Below are 18,036 nucleotides of genomic sequence, written 5' to 3'. Positions count from 1 at the left end.
CGCCGCCGACATCGCCGCGCGGATCGACGGTGCCCGGCTGGTCGTGCTGGCCGACGCCGCCCACCTGGCCAACGTCGAACGACCCGAGGCCGTCACCCGCCTGCTCACGAGCCACCTCGACCCGGAAGGCAGGGCGACGCCGTGACCGACGCGCAACGACACGAGGCCGGGATGGCGGTACGCCGGCAGGTGCTCGGCGACGCCCACGTGGACCGGGCGGTCGCCGACACCGACGAGTTCACCGCCGACTTCCAGGACCTGATCACCCGGTACGCGTGGGGTGAGATCTGGACCCGGGACGGGCTGGACCGGCGTACCCGCAGTTGCATCACCCTCGCCGTCCTCGCCACCCAGCACCACGACGCGGAACTGGCGATGCACGTACGCGCCGCGCTGCGCAACGGCCTGACCCCGCAGGAGGTCGGTGAGGTCCTGTTGCAGGTGGCCGTCTACGCTGGCGTACCGGCGGCGAACCGGGCGTTCAAGGTCGCCCAGGAGACCCTGCGGCAGGAGGCCCAGTGACCGACGCGGCGACCACGCGATCCGGCGAGTTCGTCCAGTCGCTGGAACGCGGTCTCGCCGTGATCAGGGCGTTCGACGCGGAGCACCCGCAACTCACCCTCAGCGAGGTCGCCCGCGCCACCGGGCTGACCCGCGCCGCCGCCCGACGGTTCCTGCTCACCCTGGTCGAGTTGGGCTACGTGCACACCGACGGGCGGTTGTTCTCGCTGCGCCCACGCATCCTGGACCTCGGCTACGCGTACCTCTCCGGCCTGGGTCTGCCGGAGGTGGCCCGGCCGCACATGGCGGCCCTGGTCGCGCAGGTCCACGAGTCGTGCTCCGCCTCGGTCCTCGACGGCGACGAGGTGGTCTACGTGGCCCGGGTGCCCGCCAAACGGATCATGACGGTGGGGATCAGCGTCGGCACCCGCTTCCCCGCGTACGCCACCTCGATGGGCCGGGTGCTGCTCGCCGCACAGCCCGCGCAGTGGCTGGACGACTACCTCGCCACCGCGACGCTGCGCCCGCTCACCCGTCGCACCATCACCGACCCGGCCAAGCTGCGCACCATCCTCACCAGGATCGCCGCCCAGGGGTACGCCCTGGTCGACCAGGAACTTGAGGAGGGGCTGCGGTCGCTGGCCGCCCCGGTACGCGCCGACGACGGCACCGTGATCGCGGCGGTCAACGTCTCCGCCCACGCCAGCCGCGGCACGTTCGACGCGATCCGCAGGGAACTGCTGCCGCCGCTGCTCGCCGCCGCCCGGCGCATCGAGGAGGACCTGGCCGGGGGAGCACTCCGCTAGGCAGGCTCCCTCGTCTGCGGGTCGGCTGAATCCGCCCGGAACGCCCGGTCGGCGTACCACCATGTGGTGGACGACGAACGGGGGCGACGTGAGCGAGCTGTTGCTGATCATCACGTTGGGCGTCACCGTGCTGGTCGGCACCACCCTCGGCGGTCGCTACCGGGTCGCGCCACCGGTCCTGCTCATCTGCATGGGCGCGCTGCTGGCGCTGCTACCGCCGTTGTCGCACGTCATCCTGCCCCCCGAGGTGGTGCTGCTGCTGTTCCTGCCGGCCATCCTCTACCGGGAGAGCCTGACCACCAGCCTGCGCGAGGTCCGGGCGAACATCGTGGTGATCACGCTGCTGGCGGTCGGGCTGGTCGGCGTCACGATGGTGGTGGTGTCCCTGGTCGTGCAGCGCTTCGGCGTCGACCCGGCGGTGGCCTGGGTGCTCGGCGCGGTGCTCGCCCCGACCGACGCCGCGGCCGTGGCCGGTCTGGCCAAGCGGATGCCCCGGCGGCTGCTCACCACGCTGCACACCGAGAGCCTGATCAACGACGGCACCGCCCTGGTGCTGTTCGCCGTGGCGCTCGGGCTGCTCGGTGGCGGTGCCGCGCCGACCGTCTTCGAACTCGTCGAGCGGGTCGGCCTGTCGTTCCTCGGTGGCATCGCCGCCGGTCTGCTGGTCGGCACCGTGGTGATCCTCATCCGCAAGCGCCTGGACGACCCGTTGCGGGAGGGCGCGATCAGCGTGCTCACCCCGTTCGCCGCGTTCTTCCTCGCCGACGTCGTGCACGAGAGCGGCGTACTCGCGGTGGTGGTCTCCGGGTTGATGCTGACCGCTGCCAGTCCCCGGGTGGTCCGGGCCCGGTCGCGGGTGCTGGCGCTGTCGTTCTGGGACCTGACCACCTTCCTCATCAACGGTGGACTCTTCGTGCTGGTCGGCATGCAGATTCCCCGGGCGGTACGCAGCGTCACCAGTGTGTCGCTGCTGCGTGCGCTCGCCATCGCGGTGGTGGTGGCCGTGGTGCTGGTGGCGGTGCGGATGCTCTGGCTGCACCTGACCGCGATCGTCGCCCGGCTGGTGGACCGTCGCGCGGTCGCCGTGAGCCGTCGGGTGAACTGGCGGGTCCGTACCGTCGCCGGGTGGGCCGGCTTCCGGGGCGCGGTCTCGCTGGCGGCGGCGCTCGCCGTGCCGCTCAGCATCGACGGGGACCGGGTCCCGGAACGGGACCTGATCATCTTCTGCGTGGCGACGGTGATCCTGCTGACCATGCTGGTGCAGGGCACCACGCTGCCGTTCCTGCTGACCTGGGCGGGGCTCACCGGTGACCCGGAACGCGAGGACGAGAGCCGGCAGGCGCGGGTCCGCGCCACCCAGGTCACCCTCGACGCGCTGCCGGACATCGCCGAGCGGATCGGTGCCGACGCGGACATTCTGCGGCGGATCCAGGACGAGTACTCCGGGCACCTGGACGCGGCCCAGGCCGAGCCGGAGGACGATACGGCTGCCGTCCAGGAGGCGGAGCGTCAGCTACGGCTGGCCGCGCTGGACCACAAGCGCCGTGAGATCACCCGGATGCGCGACTCCCGGGAGATCGACGACGTGGTGCTGCGCGAGTTGCAGGCGCACCTGGACGTCGAGGAGATCCGCCTGCTCGGGCCGCGCACGCTCGAATGACCAGCCCCACGTACGCACACAGGGATGCAAGGAAGGGTCCCCTGCTAACGCCTGGTGCATAGCAGGGGACCCTTCCTAACACATCACCACGACACACATCACCACGACCGCGCCGCGAGGGTCGGTGCGTCGCTCAGGGGGTCGCGGCGGGCGGGACGGGTGCCGGCAGCGCCAGTGCCACGGTGAGGTCCAGCAGGCAGTGCGGGTCGGTGAGCCGCTCGCCGTAGAGCTGGCGGAGCTGACCCATCCGGTACCGGACGGTCTGCGGGTGGACGAAGAGGTCGGCGGCGACGTCGTCGCGTCGCCCCTGGTGCAGCAGCCAGGAGCGCAGTGTCTCGGCGAGCCGCTCGGCACTGGCCGGGGGCAGCGCGGCCAGTGGTTGCAGCACCCGGGCACGCAGGTCGGCCAGAGCCTCCGGGTCGGCGCTGAGCAGCAGTTCGGCCAGATGGTGCTCGGTGTCCACCGGCTCCCCGTCGTCGGGCGGCGCGATGCCCAGGGCGTTGAGCCGCAGCACCCGCTCGTAGGACGAACTGGCCCGGGCCCACGAGCGGGCCGGGCCCAGCACGGCGCGTCGGCCCTGCAACACCCGGGCGAGCTGCCGTCGCCGGTCGCCGTGCATGTCCGGTACGAGCAGCACGGCGGTCTCCGCGCCCGACTCCCCGGCGGGCAGTTCCTCGTTGCTCTCCAGGGTGTGCTCGTCGAGCAGGGCCAGTGCGCCGCGCAGCTTCGTCTGCGGCAGCAGCACGACGGTCAGCGTCTGCGGCAGCGGCCAGTCGGCCCGCTCCGCGCTGCGCACCAGCACGTCCTCCGGCTCGCCGAGGAGCAACTGCTGGGTGAGACGTTCCAGGTTCCGCCGCCGGGCCCGCCCGACGCTGGCCAGCTCGTCGGCGTGCCCGGCCACGCTGGCCGCGGAGAGTTCGTCGATGTAGGCGAACATCAGCTCGGCGAACTCGGCGACCGCAGCGGCGGGTGACCCGATCGCCACCGTGGTGGCGGCCAGTTCCCGCCAGGAGACCCGGGCGCCGATCCGGTACGCGGCCAGCAGCGCGTCCACGCTGCGACCCGACCGGGCCTCGCCGCTGCCCAGCGCGTACGCGGCCTCCAGCGCCGGGACCAGCGGTGTGCTGGGATCGCCGCCGTGGGACCGTTCGAGCAGTTGCAGGAAGGTGCCCAACGCGATCTGCACCGCGTTCTCGATCTTGTCCCGCATCTGTCCGGTCAGGGTGCCGGAGTAACTGGGCACCTCCGCCGTGATCGCGGTGACGGTCCGTTCGGCGACCAGCGGCAGGCGCTCGCGCAGCTCACGGGCTACCCGCTGGTCCAACTCGATGCGAGCCGCCCGGTGGCTGGTGCCGGAACTTTCCGCCACGTTGTTCTCCCCGCACAAAACGGATGGGTCGCTTTACCTTCGCCGGCCAAGATTTTATGCCCAGCACACGGCGACCATCGTTCTATGACCGCCACCGTTCCGCGACCCGGCGCCAAGGTATCCCTTCGACGCCGTCTGTGGCGACTCGCCGAGTCGGTGACCACACCGGTACTGCCCGGGGACTACCTCGACCTGGTCGCCCCGCTGCGGGCCAGCGCCGACCTGCGCGGGCGGATCGTCGAGGTGCGCCCTGAGACGGCGGACGCGGCGACCGTGCTGATCCAGCCGGGCCGCAGTTGGCGTGGCCACGTCCCCGGCCAGTACGTGCGCCTCGGCGTCGACGTGGACGGCGTACGCCAGTGGCGGGCCTATTCGGTGACCTCGGCACCCGGCCGCCGCACCGACCCGATCTCGGTGACCGTCAAGGCGATCCCCGACGGCGTGGTCAGCAACCACCTGGTGCGGCGGGCGCGCCCCGGCACGCTGGTGCAGCTCGACCAGGCACGCGGCGACTTCGTGCTGCCCTCGCCGGCGCCGGAGCGGGTGCTGTTCCTCACCGCAGGTAGCGGCATCACCCCGGTCGCCGGGATGCTGCGCTCGGGCGCGCTGGACGGCAGCGACGTGGTGCTCGTCCACTCGGCGCCGACCGCCGACGACGTGGTCTTCGGCCCGGAACTGCGTGCCCTCGCCGCACGCGGCGCCCTGCGGCTGGTGGAGCGCCACACCTCCGTCGAGGGCCTGCTGGACGTCGCCGAACTCGACACGCTCGTCCCCGACCACCTGGAGCGCCGGACCTGGGCGTGCGGCCCGCTCGGTCTGCTCGACGCGGCCGAGGCACACTGGGAGGCCCGTGGGCAGGTCGAGCGCCTGCACACCGAACGCTTCCGACCCACGATCATCACCGCCGGTGACGGCGGCACGGTCACCTTCACCAACTCGTCGGTGACGGTGGCGGCCGACGGCACCACCCCGCTGCTCGACGCCGGTGAGAACGCCGGCGTGCTGATGCCCTCCGGCTGCCGGATGGGCATCTGCTTCGGCTGCGTGCTGCCACTTCGCCAGGGCGCTGTCCGCGACCTGCGCAACGGACAGCTCACCACCGCCCTGCCGGGCGACGGCGTACGCGTGCAGACCTGCGTGTCGGCCGCGGCCGGGCCCTGCGAACTCGAGATCTGAATCGGAGAACCGCCGCCGTGACCGTGATCCAGAAGAAGGCCAACAACCCGATCGCGCACCTCACCGCCGAGGACATCGAGAACCTCGGCCGGGAACTCGACGCCCTGCGGGAGCGGGTGATCAACTCCCGGGGTGAGCGGGACGCCGCGTACATCCGCAAGGTCATCTCGACGCAGCGCAAGCTGGAGGTCGGCAGCCGGGTGGTGCTGCTGTTCTCGCTGTTCCCGCCGGCCTGGATCATCGGCACCGCGGGTCTGTCGGTGGCCAAGATCCTGGAGAACATGGAGATCGGGCACAACGTCCTGCACGGTCAGTGGGACTGGATGCGCGACCCGAAGATCCACTCGACGAGCTGGGAGTGGGACCACGCCACCCCCGCCTCGCAGTGGAAGGAATCGCACAACGAGCTGCACCACCGCTACACGAACGTGGTCGGCAAGGACAACGACCTCGGGTACGGCATCATGCGGGTGGACGAGGACCAGCCCTGGCACCCGGCCTACCTGGGCCAGCCGGTCTACAACTTCGTCAACGCCTGCTTCTTCGAGTACGGCGTCGCCGCGTACGACCTCGACCTGGCCAACAACCTCAAGGACGGCAAGCACAAGAGCCCGGAGTTCCGGGCCCGGCTCCGCGCGGTCGGCCGCAAGATCCGCCGCCAGGCGCTCAAGGACTACGTGGTCCATCCGCTGCTGTCCGGCCCGTCGTTCTTCCACACCATGGCCGCGACCTTCACCGCCAACCTGGTCCGCAACGTGTGGAGCCACTCGGTGATCATGTGCGGGCACTTCCCGAAGGGCGTGGAGACCTTCGAGAAGACCTCGATCGAGGGGGAGACCCGGGGCGAGTGGTACCTGCGGCAGATGCTCGGCTCGGGCAACATCAGCGGTAGCAAGCTGATGCACATCATGACCGGCAACCTGTCGTTCCAGATCGAGCACCACCTCTTCCCCGACCTGCCCAGCAACCGCTACCAGGAGATCGCCCCCGAGGTGCGGGCGCTCTTCGACAAGTACGGCCTGAAGTACGTCACCGGCTCCCTGCCGCGACAGGTGCTCTCCGCGTGGGGCAAGGTCTTCCGCCTCGCCCTGCCGAACCGCCGCCGCCGCACCGAGACGACCTCGGACGACCGACCGGCGACGCCCGCGCTGGCCGCCGCCGGCGTCTGACACCGCCGACTTCCGAGCCGCCGGTCAACGGCGGCTCGGATAGTTCTGGGCCGACCGTCGCCCCTTGACGAAAGCCAGCACGATCACCGCGACGAGCGCGATGACACCGATGATGAGCAGCCAACGGACCGCTTCGAGAAGCAGCCCGAGCAGGACGAGCACACCGGCCACCACGCCGACCACCCAGAGCAGGGCACGCATCTCCACCTCCTGGACAGGTCGCCCGGACGATCCGGGCGGCCTGCCTGGTCAGCTACCCCGTCCGGCCCGGCCTCATGCCTGCCCGACCAGGTCGGGGCCGGTCGTGGTCTGCGCCACATAGACCGTGTTGGCCGATTCGCCGCCGGTCAGCGGGTTCGCGAAGCGCACCACGTGGCTGTGGTGGGTCGGGAAGACCTCGGCGAGCACCCGCTCGAACCCCGGCTCGGGCGGGTCGTCCGACCAGAGCGCGAACACCCCGCCCGGCCGCAGCAACCGCGCCAGGCGACCCAGCCCCGCCGGAGTGTAGAAGTCGGCGTGGCTCGGGTGCAGCACATGCTGGGGGGAGTGGTCGACGTCCAGGATGATGGCGTCGAAACGACGCCCCGGCGCGTCGGGGTCGAGGCCCTCCCCGCCGGCCACCCGGGCGAAGAAGTCGGCCCGGGCCAACCGGGTACGCGGATCGGTGGCCAGCCCGGCGGCGAACGGCAACAACTCGCGCCGGTGCCAGTCGATGACGTCCTCGAGCGCCTCCACCACCAGCAACGCGCCCACCCGTTCGTCGGCCAGCACGGTCCGCGCCGTGTACCCGAGCCCGAGACCGCCGACCGCCACGTCCAGACCGGTCCCGGCGAGCGGCGCCAGCCCCAACCGGGCCAGCTCGACCTCACCGGCGGTGAAGAGGCTCGACATCAGGAACTCGTCGTCGAGTTTGACCTCGTACACGTCGAGGTCGAGACGGAGGTCCCGGCGTCGGCGCAGGCTGATCTCACCGATCGGGGTCGGACGCCAGGCCAGTTCCTCGAAACGTACGCTCACCGGCCGGATGCTACGCGGTTGCCGACGGGTGGTGACGCACGGTCCACGCGACATCGACACGCCGCATATCCTGTGCGCCGACCGTCTCGCGCGGAGGAGATCGCATGCCGTCGCGGCAGGACCAGCTCCACTCGTACCAGTTCACCCTCCAGCGGGTGGTGGCGGCGCTGGTGATGCGCGAGACCGACCCGGTGCAGTCACCGATGCGTCGGCTCGCCGGTGCCGCGCTGGCCAGCGTCCTGGTGGCGGTCGCCGGGTTGGGGGCGTTCGCCCTCTACGGCCTGTTCACCGGGGGTGGCGCGACGTGGCGGGACACCGCCGCCGTCATCGTCGAGAGGGAGTCCGGTGCCCGGTTCGTCTACCGCGAACAACGCCTGCACCCGGTGCGCAACTACGCGTCGGCGCTGCTCATCGTCGGTGCGGAGCAGCCGAGAACCGTGGTGGTGTCACGCCGCTCGCTCGACGGGGTGCCGCGTGGCGTACCGCTGGGCATCGGCGACGCACCCGACTCGCTACCGGACACCCGGCGGCTCACCACCGCGCCGTGGGCGGTCTGCTCGTCGGTGGCGACCCCGGCCGGAACCGAGCGGCCCCGCTCGGTGCTGATGATCGGCGCCGGGGCCGACGACGGTCGGCCGCTCGGCGCGTACGCCCTGCTGCTGCGCGCCCCCGACGGCGCGCTGCACCTGCTCTGGCAGCAGCGACGGCACCTGGTCCGGGACACCGACCGGGTGCTGGCCGCGTTGGCGGTCACCCGGGCGCGGGCCGTTCCGGTGGCTGCGGCCCTGCTCAACGCCGTCCCGGCCGGGACGGACCTGAAGCCGCTGGAGATACCCGGCCTCGGTGACCGCTCCGTCGGCGTCGCCGGTGCGCGGGTCGGCGACGCGCTGGTGGTGCGCAACCCCGGTGGCGGACGGCAGTACGCGGTGGTGCTCCGCGACGGTCTGGCCGGCATCACCGAGTTGCAGGCCGCGCTGCTGCTGGCCCGGACCGGCCAGCGCGAGCCGGACCAGGTCAGCCTCGGTCGCTTCGCCGCCATGCCGCAACTCGACGACCTCGCCCCGAACGGAGCCGGCGCGCCACCCGAACTGCCGCCCCCGCTGGCCACCGAGGACGCGTCGACGCTCTGCGCGCGGGTCGGCGACGACACCGGCCCCGTCGACGTACGCCTGGGCGTGGCCCTGCCGGAGCCGGCCGCCGCCCCGCACCGACCGACCGGTCAGGTGGCCGAGCAGGTGGTGGTGGAGCCGGGACGTGGCGCGGTGGTCGAGTCCGTCGCCGCACCCGGTGCCACCGGCGGGGCGGTCTCGCTGGTCACCGACCTCGGTCGGCGGTACGTCCTGGCCGACGCCGCCGTACCGGCCATGCTCGGCTACGGCGACGTGCGACCGGTCCGGTTGCCTGCGGGCGTGGTCGACCTGGTCCCCGCCGGAGCCTCCCTGGACCCCGAGACGGCCCGCCAGGCCGCCACCCCCGACTGAGCCCGGTCCTGTATAAGGAAGGGCCCCCTACTAACGCCTGGTGTATAGGAAGGGTCCCCTCCTTAGACCTCAGGGCAGTTGTGGGGTGGGGCGGCGCAGGATGGTGACGGCGAAGTCGGCGTCGTCCCGCCACGGACGCAGGTCCCAGGTCGCGAAGCGGTGCTCCAGGCGTAGCCCGGCGGCGACCACGTCGGCGTCGAAGCCGGGCAGCGGATAGCCCCGGTCGGTGCCGAATCCGATCGCCGCCACCCCGTCCGGGCGCAGGTGCGCGGCGACGCGCCGCAGCACGGCGACCTCGGTGCCGGCCGCCACGAAGGCCATCACGTTGCCGGCCAGGACGGCCGCGTCGAAGGGCTCGGGTTCGCCGGCCGCCGCGAGGTCCAGCTCGGTCAGGTCGGCGATCAGCCAGCGTGGTCCCGGATGGTCGGCGCGGGCCGCCTCGACCAGGACCGGATCGGCGTCCACGCCGACCACGGTGTGCCCCCGGGCGGCCAGCTCGGCACCGACCCGGCCGGTGCCGCAGCCGGCGTCGAGGATCCGGGAGCCCGGCGGCACCAGCGCGTCCAACAGCCGCGCCTCCCCGGCCAGGTCGATCCCGTCGGCCGCCATGCGGCGGAACCGGTCGACGTACCACTGGGAGTGCTCGGGGCCGGTGTCGGTGGCCCACCGGGTCGGGTTGCCCATGGGCCCACCGTAACCGGCGGGCCTCAGGGCAGCCGGGCGACGGTCACGAACTCGTTGTACGTGAACGCCCGCCCGGCGATGCGGGGGAACGGGAAGGAGTACTGCCGTAGCACGGTCAGCCCGAGTTCGCGGCAGGTCTCGGCCGCCTCGGCGAAGCCGACGAACCGGACGTGCGACGCGTCGCTGTCGTACCCGCGCTCCTGCGGGGTGATGAAGACCGCCCGGCCGCCGGAACGGACGAACGGCAGGTACGACGCGACCACCTCGCGGGCCTGCTCGGCCGGCATGTGTTCGAGCAGGTGCGCGGCGAGCATGGAGTCGAACGCGTCCGGGCGGGCGTGCGCGCTGCCGAAGAACTCATCGGTGGTGTACGCCTCCAGCCCGAGCGAGCGGGTGTGCGCCACCGAGGTCGGGTTGTGGTCGACGCCGACCGCGCCGGCGCCCAGGTTGACCAGGTTACGGCCCAACCCGGACCCGACATCGAGGGTACGGCCGAGGCCGAGCCGTCGCAGGTTCCACCGGTACGGCGCCTGCACGTCCAGGAGTCTCTTCCACCGGGCGCCACTGAGCTGCTGCAACCGGTGGGTGTAGTCCTCGCCCTCGGTTCCCGTGGGACCCTGGTGCATCGATGGGCTCCTTCGCGTCGATCGTTCGCGCGCCCCCGTGCGCAGTGACTGGTGCCACGATCGTCTAGCCTAGCGAGGAGCGTAGCGCTACCTGGATGTGACTCATGGTTAACCGGACTGTTCCGTCGAGCGGGCCGAGCCCTGCCCCGGCCGACCTGGCCAGTGGGCGGTACGCCGCGCTCCGGCAGTCGGCGTCGGCCACTCTGGACGGCAACTGGGAACACGACCACACCGTGCCGTCGCGCAGCCTCTATCCGCACCAGTGGAGTTGGGACTCGGCGTTCATCGCGATCGGCTGGGCCCACGTCCGGCCCGAGCGCGCCTGGTCGGAGCTGTCCAGCCTCTTCGACGCCCAGTGGCGTGACGGCCGGGTGCCGCACATCGTGTTCAACCCGGCGGTGCCCGCCACCGCGTACTTCCCGGGGCCGGTCTTCTGGGCCTCGACCGAGGTCGAGGGTGCCCCTGCGGTCGCCACCTCGGGTCTGGTCCAGCCGCCGGTGCACGCGCTGGCCGCCTGGCACGCCTACGAGCGGGCGCCGTCCCCGCAGGCCCGGGACGCGTTGCGGCGGCTCTATCCCCGGCTGGTGGCGCAGCAGCGGTACCTCGCCACCCACCGCGACGTCGGTGGGGCCGGGCTGGCCGCCGTGGTGCACCCGTGGGAGTCCGGCCTGGACAACAGCCCGGCCTGGGACGAACCGCTGGCTGCGGTACCCGCCGAGGCGTCGGTCATGCGGGCGTACCGGCGGCGCGACACCGTGCACGCCGCCGCCGCGCACCGGCCGACGGACCTGGACTACGCGCGGTACGTCGCCGTCGTCACCGCCTACCGGGCGGCGGGTTACCGCGACGAGGGGCTTGCCGACCGGCATCCGTTCCTGGTGGAGTGTCCGCTGTTCAACGCCGCGATGGGCGTCGCCGAGCACGCGTTGGCGCGCATCGCCGGGGAGGTCGACGCAGACCCCGGACCGCACCGGGAGAACGCGGCCCGCATCACCGCGGCGCTGGTGGACCGGCTGTACGACCCGGCCACCGGTACGTTCCACGCCCGCGACCTGCGCACCGGTCGGTTGACCCCGGCCCGGACGGTGCTCGGGCTGACCCCGCTGATCCTGCCCGACCTGCCGGCACGGCAGGTCGAGGCGGTGCTGGCGGAGGCCACCTCGGCGCGCTTCGGTCTGGCCGCCGGGATGGATCGGCCGCTGCCCAGCCACGACCGCACCGCGACCGACTTCGAGCCGCTGCGCTACTGGCGCGGTCCGAGCTGGATGAACGTGAACTGGCTGGTGCGGCACGGCCTGCTGGCGCACGGGCAGGACCGGCTCGCCGCCGGCCTGCGGGCGTCGATGATCGGGCTGGTCGAGACCGCCGGTTGTCACGAGTACTTCCACCCGGAGACCGGCGCGGGTCTCGGCTCGGCGGGTTTCGGGTGGACGGCGGCACTGCTGCTGGACGTGCTGGCCGACTGACCGCCGCCGGGGCCGGGCACCACGGATGCGCGCGGCAGGTAGCTTTGCGGGCCGGGCCTCGCCCCCGGCGCGGCGGTGACGTGCCACCGGCGGGTGGGACGGCCTGGACGGACGGAGGGGCGCGATGAGCCGGGACAGCTACGACGAGCAGCTCGACCGACTCACCGGCGTGCTGGCCGCGATGAGTCGCGACGCCAGCGCGGCGATCCGGGGTGCCAGCACCGCCCTGCTCGACATCGACCGGGGCGCCGCCGACGCGGTGATCACCGCCGACACGGTGCTCGACCAGCGGCGGGCCGAGGTCGAGGCGATGATCCCGCAGGTGCTGGTCCGGCACCAGCCGGTCGCGTCCGACCTGCGGCTGGTGGTGTGCGCCCTGCGGATCGCCGGCGCCCTGGAACGGATGGGTGACCTCGCGGTGCATGTCGCCAAGGTGGTCCTGATGCGGTATCCGGTGGGTGTGGTTCCGGCACCGGCGGTCCCGGTGATGACCGAGATGGCCGACGCGGCGGCCCGGATCGCCGACAAGACCGCCGTCGTGCTGGCCACCCGCGACCGGTTGGACGCGATGCAGCTCGGGCTCGACGACGACGAGGTCGACGCCGCCCAGCAGCGGTTGCTGTCGCAGCTCGTGGCCGGCTGGCCGTACGGGGTGGAGTCCGCCATCGACCTGGCGCTGGTCGGCCGTTACTACGAGCGGTACGCCGACCAGGCGGTCAACGTGGCGCGACAGGTCGTCTACCTGGCCACGGGCACCATCCGGCTCTGACCGGGGTCCCATTCCGGGCATCCGGCACGTCGCCCCCGGAACGTCACATCCCGACTCCGGTCCGGCCACCGGTCGAGCCGTCAAGTTCACTTTTCGTTCACCTGGCTCCGGGAGTCCGGCTACCTGCGCCTCCTACCTTGACTCGCGTACGGCCCGGACGGGCTGATGCACCCCGATAGGAAGGCTTACCTGGTGAACCGCAACGTGCTCTCGCGGCGCGTCCTCGCCGGCGTCGCGCTTGCCGCGCTCGCGCTTACCGGCTGTGGAAGCAATGACAACGGCACGGAGCCGGGCGGAAGCGGCGGCGACAGCGCCTACGCGAACCTCTCCGGCGCGTTGAACGCCTCCGGCGCCAGCTTCCCGGACGCGTATTACCAAGAGGTCATCGAAGAGTTCAAGGGCGTTGCCTCCAACGTCACGGTCACCTACAACGCGACCGGCTCCGGCACCGGCAAGAAGCAGTTCGGTGAGGGCCTGGTCGACTTCGCCGGCACCGACAGCCTGGTGAAGGAGACCGACGGCGTGGCCGCCGACTCGTTCCTCTACGTGCCGACCGTGGCGGCGCCGATCACGATCTCCTACAACCTCCAGGGCGTCGAGAAGCTCCAGCTCAGCCCGGAGACGCTTGCCAAGATCTTCCAGACCGACATCAAGACCTGGGACGACGCCGCCATCAAGGCCGACAACCCAGGCGTCGAGCTGCCCAGCACGCCGATCGTCGTCGCGCACCGCTCGGACGGCTCCGGCACCACCAACAACTTCACCAAGTACCTGGCGGCTGCCGCGGGCTCCACCTGGAAGCTCGGCAGCGGTGACACGGTGGCCTGGCCGGCCAGCACCCAGGGCGGTGAGAAGAACACCGGTGTCGCGCAGATCGTCAAGCAGACCAACGGCGCGGTGGGCTACGTCGACCTGAGCGACGCCAAGGCCACCCAGCTCACCTTCGCCGCCATCAAGAACAAGGACGGCCAGTTCGTCGCGCCGTCGATCGAGGGCACCACCGCCGGCCTGGAGGGCGCGGCGGTCGAGGCGGACCTGAGCTACAACCCGCTCGACGCCGCCGGGGCCAGCTCGTACCCGATCACCGCACCGACCTTCATCATCGTCAAGACCTCGTACGGCGACGCCGCAAAGGCCGAGCTGGTCAAGGGCTTCCTCACCTACCTGCTCAACGAGGGCCAGGACCTGGCTCCGGAGATCGACTTCGCGCCGCTGCCGGACTCCCTCAAGGAGAAGGCGCTGGCCCAGGTCGAGAAGATCCAGGGCTGATCAGATCAAGATCGCTGGGCGTTCCATCCGGGGACGGGATCGACACGATCCCGTCCCCACCAGGGGTACCTGAGCTGGAGTGAAGATGACCGTGACAACCAAGTCCCCCGACCCCCGGCCGACGCTGGCCCAAAGCGGTTCCAGCGCCCTCGGCGACCGGGTCTTCTCCTGGTGGACCCTGGGCACCGGCCTGCTCGTGCTGGCCGTGCTCGGGCTGATCCTCGTCACCACCGTGACCGAGGCGTGGCCGGCGTTCGACGCGATGGGGCTGCGCTTCATCACCGAGCGGGTCTGGGACCCGAATCCGGCGACCGGCGACGCCATCTTCGGCGCGCTGTCGTTCGCGTTCGGCACGGCTGTCTCGTCGCTGATCGCCCTGTTGTTCGCGGTGCCGGTCTCGATCGGCATCGCGCTGTTCCTCACCGAGTTGGCGCCCCGGCGGCTGCGCGCCCCGGCGGTGACCGTGATCGACCTGCTGGCCGCCGTGCCGTCGGTGGTCTTCGGCCTGTGGGGCATCCTGGTCGTCGCACCGGCGCTGGTCCCGATCTACCAGGCGATCCACGACGTGCTCGGCGGCGTGCCGGTGCTCGGCAGCCTCTTCGGCCCGGTGAGCAGCGGCCGGAACTTCATGACCGCCGGCATCATCCTGGCGATCATGGTGACGCCGATCATCACCTCGATCACCCGCGAGGTGTTCGGCACCGTTCCCCGCGCCGACAAGGACGCGGCCCTGGCGCTCGGCGCGACCCGCTGGGAGATGATCCGGGGCGCGGTCTTCCCGCACAGCTTCGGCGGCATCGTCGGCGCGGTGATGCTCGGCCTGGGCCGGGCGATGGGGGAGACCATCGCGGTGGCCCTCGTCATCGGCGGTTCGACCCAGATCACCGCCAACCTGTTCGCCTCCGGCAACACCATGGCCGCGGTCATCGTGCAGCAGTTCGGCGAGTCCACCGGCACCTTCACCGCCGCCCTGATCGGCCTCGGTGTCGTGCTGTTCGCGATGACGGTACTGATCAACGTGCTCGCCCAGGTGGTCGTCCGCCGGGCCGAGGCGCGGATGAAGGGAAGCAGGTAATGACCGTCACCGCACCACCGGCCCAGCGGGCCGCAGCCGGCGGGCCCGACCTGACCAGGGCGGCCCTCTCCGGCCGTCGGCGGTTTCGCAACCACCTCGCGACGGGGGCCATCTGGACCGCCGTGCTGCTCGCCGTCGTCCCGCTGGCCCTGGTGACCTACGAGGTCGTCGCCAAGGGCTCCGGGGTGATGAGCCTGTCCTTCCTGACCGAGGACATCCCGAACTCCTACCGCCGCGACGGCGGTGGCATGTCGGCGGCGATCGTCGGCACGCTCACCATCACCGGCATGGCCGCACTGATGGCCATCCCGCTCGGCGTCTTCGGCGCGATCTATCTCAACGAGTACGGCAAGCAGAAGCCGCTGGCCCGGATCATCCGGCTGATGGCCGACGTGATGACCGGCGTGCCGTCGATCGTGATGGGCGTGTTCATCTACATCGCCTGGGTGCTGATGGTCGGCAAGCAGACCGGCTTCGCCGGTTCGTTGGCGCTTGCCTGCCTGATGCTGCCGGTGGTGATCCGCAGCAGCGAGGAGATGCTCCGGCTGGTCCCCGAGGAGCTGCGGCAGGCGAGCATGGCGCTGGGTGCGCGCAAGTGGCGTACCACGCTCACCGTCGTGCTGCCGGCGGCGATCTCCGGCATCACCAGCGGCTCGCTGCTGGCGGTGGCCCGGGCCGCCGGTGAGACCGCCCCGATCGTCATCGTCACCGGCATCGTGTTCGCGCCGAACTGGAACCTCTTCGACGGCACCAACACCGCGCTGCCCGCGCAGATCTTCCGCAACGCCAGCCAACCCTTCGAGGCGGCCCAGTCCCGGGCCTGGGGTGCCGCCCTGACGCTCATCGTGATCGTGCTCGGCTTCACGATCATCGCCCGACTCATCGCAAGCCGGTTCGCCATCAAGGAGCGCTGACATGGCCAGTAACGACACCGACCTCACCACCCGGCCGTCCGTCGCGGTGCACGCCCCCGGCACCACCGCCGCGGGTACCGTGTCGTCGACCGCACCGGTGATGCAGCTCCACGACGTCAGCGTCTTCTACGGCAGCTACGAGGCCGTGCGGGGCACCTCGATGCCGATCCAGCAGAACCAGGTCACCGCGATGATCGGGCCGTCGGGCTGCGGCAAGTCGACGGTGCTGCGGGCGCTCAACCGGATGAACGACCCGATCCCCGGCGCCCGGGTGGGAGGCGAGGTCCTCTTCCACGGCCAGAACCTGTACGCCAAGGAGGTCGACCCGATCCAGGTCCGCCGCCGCATCGGCATGGTCTTCCAGAAGCCGAACCCGTTCCCCAAGTCCATCTTCGACAACGTCGCGTACGGGCTGCGGATCAACGGCATCAAGGGCCGGCTCGACGACCACGTCGAGGAGGCGCTGACCCGCGCCGCGCTCTGGGACGAGGTCAAGGACAAGCTGCGCAAGAGCGCCCTGGCGCTCTCCGGCGGCCAGCAGCAGCGGCTCTGCATCGCCCGGACCATCGCGGTCAAGCCCGAGGTGATCCTCATGGACGAGCCCTGCTCGGCACTCGACCCGATAGCCACCGCCAAGATCGAGGACCTGATGTTCGAGCTGGCGAGCGACTACACCATCGTCATCGTCACGCACAACATGCAGCAGGCCGCCCGGGTCAGCCACTACACCGCGTTCTTCACCGCCGAGGTGGACGACAAGCAGGTGCGGCACGGCCGCCTGGTCGAGTTCAGCCAGACCGGCAAGCTGTTCACCAACCCCGCCGACAAGCGTACGGAGGACTACATCACCGGCCGCTTCGGCTGAGCCGGAGCGACGGTGCAACGGCGGGCCGCACGCCGTCCTGCCGTGCGGCGGACCGTCCTGCGCGGCGTGTCGACGTCGCGCCGGGCCCGAACCTGAACCGGAGCCGGTGTGCGATGAACATCCTCGTCGAGGCCACCAGGGGTGACCACCGAGCCGACGGGCGATTCGTGCTGCTCGTGGTGGACGACGACGAGAGCGTCGGCGCCGCGCTGGTCGCGCAGTTGGCCGACCACCGGGTACGTGGGCACCACTTCCCGCATGCCGCAGAGGCGCTGCTGGCCACCGGCGCCCTGCAACCGGACGCGGCCGTGGTCGCCGCCGGACTGGCCACCATGAGCAGCGCAGACCTGGTACGGCTGCTGGCCGGTCGGGCCGGTATCCCGACCGTGGTCGGGGTGGGCGACGACGACGGGGGCGTGGCCGTGGCCGCGCTCAAGGCGGGTGCCACCGCCGGTGTCCGGCGTCCGTACCGGGCCGAGGAGGTCCTGCCGATCCTGCGGGCCATCCGCCCGGACACCTCCGGCGCGCTCGACCCGCCGATCGAACTCGGTGGGCTGCGGGTGGACCCGGCGACGTTCGAGGTGAGCCTGGACGGTCGGGCGATCGCCCTGCCGTTGAAGGAGTTCAAGCTGCTCTACTTCTTCATGAGCCACGCCGAGCGTACGGTCACCCGCGAGCAGTTGCTCACCGCCGTGTGGGGCGGGCTTCCCGACGACAGCTCCAACACGCTGACCGTGCACATCAAGCGACTACGTCGGCGTCTCGCCCTCGACGGCGACCGACCTCCGGTGATCGTGACCGTACGCGGCCTGGGCTACCGGTTCGTGCCCGCCGCGGCCCCGGCCATCCGTCCGACCTCGTGACCGCCCCCGCACCGCCGCCGTACCCGCCGACGACCGGGTGGGCGCCGGCCCCGCCGACGGGTACGGCACCGGACGGGATGGTCCTGGTGGCGGTGCCGCTGGCGTACGTGCCGCACGTCGCGCGCCTGCTGGCCGAGCTCGACGCCGGACAGCGGGCGGGCCCGCCGCGTACGCGGATCGACTCGCCGCCGGGCCCGCCCGTCGCCGACTGGACGGTCGAGGACCTGCGCCGGCTCAGCCGGGGACGCAGCGCCACCCACCGGACGGTGGCCGCGGTGCTCGACGCGCTCGCCGCCGCCCCCGACCGGCTGTTCACCGTGCGGGAC

At 71.7% G+C, this 18,036-nt stretch carries 18 protein-coding genes and 1 pseudogene; 14 read left to right on the top strand and 5 right to left on the bottom strand.

The features are described from left to right. The first annotated feature begins 171 nt into the window (after positions 1-171). The 3 genes from pcaC (at position 172) to EYA84_RS10365 (ending at position 2,967) form a co-directional block, all read left to right on the top strand. Complete coding sequence (pcaC, locus tag EYA84_RS10375) at positions 172-522, top strand: 4-carboxymuconolactone decarboxylase (protein WP_131052821.1); 351 nt, start codon at positions 172-174, stop codon at positions 520-522. Beyond that, positions 519-1,307: an IclR family transcriptional regulator gene (locus EYA84_RS10370; protein ID WP_131052818.1), complete on the top strand. Its 789-nt coding sequence runs from the start codon at positions 519-521 to the stop codon at positions 1,305-1,307. Before pcaC ends, EYA84_RS10370 begins: the two co-directional genes overlap by 4 nt. Positions 1,308-1,395: 88 nt before the next feature. Next, positions 1,396-2,967, top strand: coding sequence for a Na+/H+ antiporter (locus EYA84_RS10365; RefSeq protein ID WP_201272349.1), 1,572 nt, complete (start codon positions 1,396-1,398; stop codon positions 2,965-2,967). Positions 2,968-3,100: 133 nt separating this feature from the next. Here EYA84_RS10365 and EYA84_RS10360 read toward each other — a convergent pair whose 3' ends face one another. Next, entirely contained in the window at positions 3,101-4,336 is a 1,236-nt protein-coding gene (locus EYA84_RS10360; protein ID WP_131052817.1) for a CdaR family transcriptional regulator, read from the bottom strand. An 84-nt stretch (positions 4,337-4,420) separates the two neighbouring features. Here EYA84_RS10360 and EYA84_RS10355 point away from each other — a divergent pair, with 84 nt between their 5' ends. Beyond that, a complete protein-coding gene (locus tag EYA84_RS10355) occupies positions 4,421-5,512 on the top strand; it encodes a ferredoxin reductase (protein ID WP_131052816.1) in 1,092 nt (363 codons plus the stop codon). Positions 5,513-5,529: 17 nt separating this feature from the next. Continuing rightward, complete coding sequence (locus EYA84_RS10350; RefSeq protein ID WP_131052815.1) at positions 5,530-6,681, top strand: acyl-CoA desaturase; 1,152 nt, start codon at positions 5,530-5,532, stop codon at positions 6,679-6,681. A 24-nt stretch (positions 6,682-6,705) separates the two neighbouring features. Here EYA84_RS10350 and EYA84_RS32955 read toward each other — a convergent pair whose 3' ends face one another. Together EYA84_RS32955 and EYA84_RS10345 are read right to left on the bottom strand one after the other, a co-directional pair. Next, positions 6,706-6,882, bottom strand: a complete 177-nt coding sequence (locus EYA84_RS32955; protein ID WP_162854349.1) for a hypothetical protein — start codon at positions 6,880-6,882, stop codon at positions 6,706-6,708. Between the two features lie 72 nt (positions 6,883-6,954). Continuing rightward, positions 6,955-7,698: a spermidine synthase gene (locus EYA84_RS10345; RefSeq protein WP_131052814.1), complete on the bottom strand. Its 744-nt coding sequence runs from the start codon at positions 7,696-7,698 to the stop codon at positions 6,955-6,957. 104 nt (positions 7,699-7,802) lie between these two features. On the opposite strand from EYA84_RS10345, the gene eccB reads away from it, so the two are divergent. Next, positions 7,803-9,179, top strand: coding sequence for a type VII secretion protein EccB (gene eccB / locus EYA84_RS10340; protein WP_131052813.1), 1,377 nt, complete (start codon positions 7,803-7,805; stop codon positions 9,177-9,179). Positions 9,180-9,248: 69 nt separating this feature from the next. Here the strand turns inward: eccB and EYA84_RS10335 are convergent, their stop codons facing one another. After that, the gene (locus EYA84_RS10335) at positions 9,249-9,863 is read right to left on the bottom strand and encodes a bifunctional 2-polyprenyl-6-hydroxyphenol methylase/3-demethylubiquinol 3-O-methyltransferase UbiG (protein WP_131052812.1); all 615 of its coding nucleotides are present in this window, start codon (positions 9,861-9,863) and stop codon (positions 9,249-9,251) included. Positions 9,864-9,886: 23 nt separating this feature from the next. Beyond that, complete coding sequence (locus tag EYA84_RS10330; protein WP_131052811.1) at positions 9,887-10,489, bottom strand: bifunctional 2-polyprenyl-6-hydroxyphenol methylase/3-demethylubiquinol 3-O-methyltransferase UbiG; 603 nt, start codon at positions 10,487-10,489, stop codon at positions 9,887-9,889. Between the two features lie 104 nt (positions 10,490-10,593). Between EYA84_RS10330 and EYA84_RS10325 the strand changes: the two genes are divergently transcribed. The 8 genes and pseudogenes from EYA84_RS10325 to EYA84_RS10290 all read left to right on the top strand — a co-directional run. Beyond that, on the top strand, positions 10,594-11,955 hold the full coding sequence (locus EYA84_RS10325) for a hypothetical protein (protein ID WP_236145692.1): 1,362 nt from the start codon (positions 10,594-10,596) through the stop codon (positions 11,953-11,955). A 124-nt stretch (positions 11,956-12,079) separates the two neighbouring features. Continuing rightward, positions 12,080-12,724 (top strand): phosphate signaling complex protein PhoU, encoded by a 645-nt coding sequence (phoU, locus tag EYA84_RS10320; protein WP_131052810.1) that lies wholly within the window; start codon positions 12,080-12,082, stop codon positions 12,722-12,724. 192 nt (positions 12,725-12,916) lie between these two features. Then, entirely contained in the window at positions 12,917-13,993 is a 1,077-nt protein-coding gene (gene pstS, locus EYA84_RS10315; RefSeq protein ID WP_131052809.1) for a phosphate ABC transporter substrate-binding protein PstS, read from the top strand. An 85-nt stretch (positions 13,994-14,078) separates the two neighbouring features. After that, complete coding sequence (gene pstC, locus EYA84_RS10310) at positions 14,079-15,068, top strand: phosphate ABC transporter permease subunit PstC (RefSeq protein ID WP_236145691.1); 990 nt, start codon at positions 14,079-14,081, stop codon at positions 15,066-15,068. Further along, positions 15,068-15,982: a phosphate ABC transporter permease PstA gene (gene pstA / locus EYA84_RS10305; protein ID WP_131052807.1), complete on the top strand. Its 915-nt coding sequence runs from the start codon at positions 15,068-15,070 to the stop codon at positions 15,980-15,982. The genes pstC and pstA overlap by 1 nt, the downstream gene beginning before the upstream one ends. A 1-nt stretch (position 15,983) precedes the next feature. Next, the gene (pstB, locus tag EYA84_RS10300; RefSeq protein ID WP_131052806.1) at positions 15,984-16,847 is read left to right on the top strand and encodes a phosphate ABC transporter ATP-binding protein PstB; all 864 of its coding nucleotides are present in this window, start codon (positions 15,984-15,986) and stop codon (positions 16,845-16,847) included. A gap of 113 nt (positions 16,848-16,960) precedes the next feature. Continuing rightward, positions 16,961-17,710, top strand: coding sequence for a response regulator transcription factor (locus EYA84_RS10295; RefSeq protein WP_131052805.1), 750 nt, complete (start codon positions 16,961-16,963; stop codon positions 17,708-17,710). Then, a pseudogene (locus EYA84_RS10290) lies at positions 17,707-18,036 on the top strand (hypothetical protein); the annotation flags it as partial. The gene EYA84_RS10295 and the pseudogene EYA84_RS10290, both read left to right, overlap by 4 nt.

This window comes from Verrucosispora sp. SN26_14.1, from assembly GCF_004307965.1.
Classification (GTDB): domain Bacteria; phylum Actinomycetota; class Actinomycetes; order Mycobacteriales; family Micromonosporaceae; genus Micromonospora.
This window is presented reverse-complemented; position numbering and strand designations above follow the sequence as displayed.

What these genes read in the sequence shown, in the direction of transcription:
- phoU (WP_131052810.1), top strand. Translation starts at nt 12,080, where the DNA reads ATGAGCCGGGACAGCTACGACGAGCAGCTCGACCGACTCACCGGCGTG.
- EYA84_RS10335 (WP_131052812.1), bottom strand. Translation starts at nt 9,863, where the DNA reads ATGGGCAACCCGACCCGGTGGGCCACCGACACCGGCCCCGAGCACTCC.
- pstB (WP_131052806.1), top strand. Translation starts at nt 15,984, where the DNA reads ATGGCCAGTAACGACACCGACCTCACCACCCGGCCGTCCGTCGCGGTG.
- EYA84_RS10325 (WP_236145692.1), top strand. Translation starts at nt 10,594, where the DNA reads ATGGTTAACCGGACTGTTCCGTCGAGCGGGCCGAGCCCTGCCCCGGCC.
- pcaC (WP_131052821.1), top strand. Translation starts at nt 172, where the DNA reads ATGGCGGTACGCCGGCAGGTGCTCGGCGACGCCCACGTGGACCGGGCG.
- pstC (WP_236145691.1), top strand. Translation starts at nt 14,079, where the DNA reads ATGACCGTGACAACCAAGTCCCCCGACCCCCGGCCGACGCTGGCCCAA.
- EYA84_RS10295 (WP_131052805.1), top strand. Translation starts at nt 16,961, where the DNA reads ATGAACATCCTCGTCGAGGCCACCAGGGGTGACCACCGAGCCGACGGG.
- eccB (WP_131052813.1), top strand. Translation starts at nt 7,803, where the DNA reads ATGCCGTCGCGGCAGGACCAGCTCCACTCGTACCAGTTCACCCTCCAG.
- EYA84_RS10330 (WP_131052811.1), bottom strand. Translation starts at nt 10,489, where the DNA reads ATGCACCAGGGTCCCACGGGAACCGAGGGCGAGGACTACACCCACCGG.
- EYA84_RS32955 (WP_162854349.1), bottom strand. Translation starts at nt 6,882, where the DNA reads ATGCGTGCCCTGCTCTGGGTGGTCGGCGTGGTGGCCGGTGTGCTCGTC.
- EYA84_RS10355 (WP_131052816.1), top strand. Translation starts at nt 4,421, where the DNA reads ATGACCGCCACCGTTCCGCGACCCGGCGCCAAGGTATCCCTTCGACGC.
- pstA (WP_131052807.1), top strand. Translation starts at nt 15,068, where the DNA reads ATGACCGTCACCGCACCACCGGCCCAGCGGGCCGCAGCCGGCGGGCCC.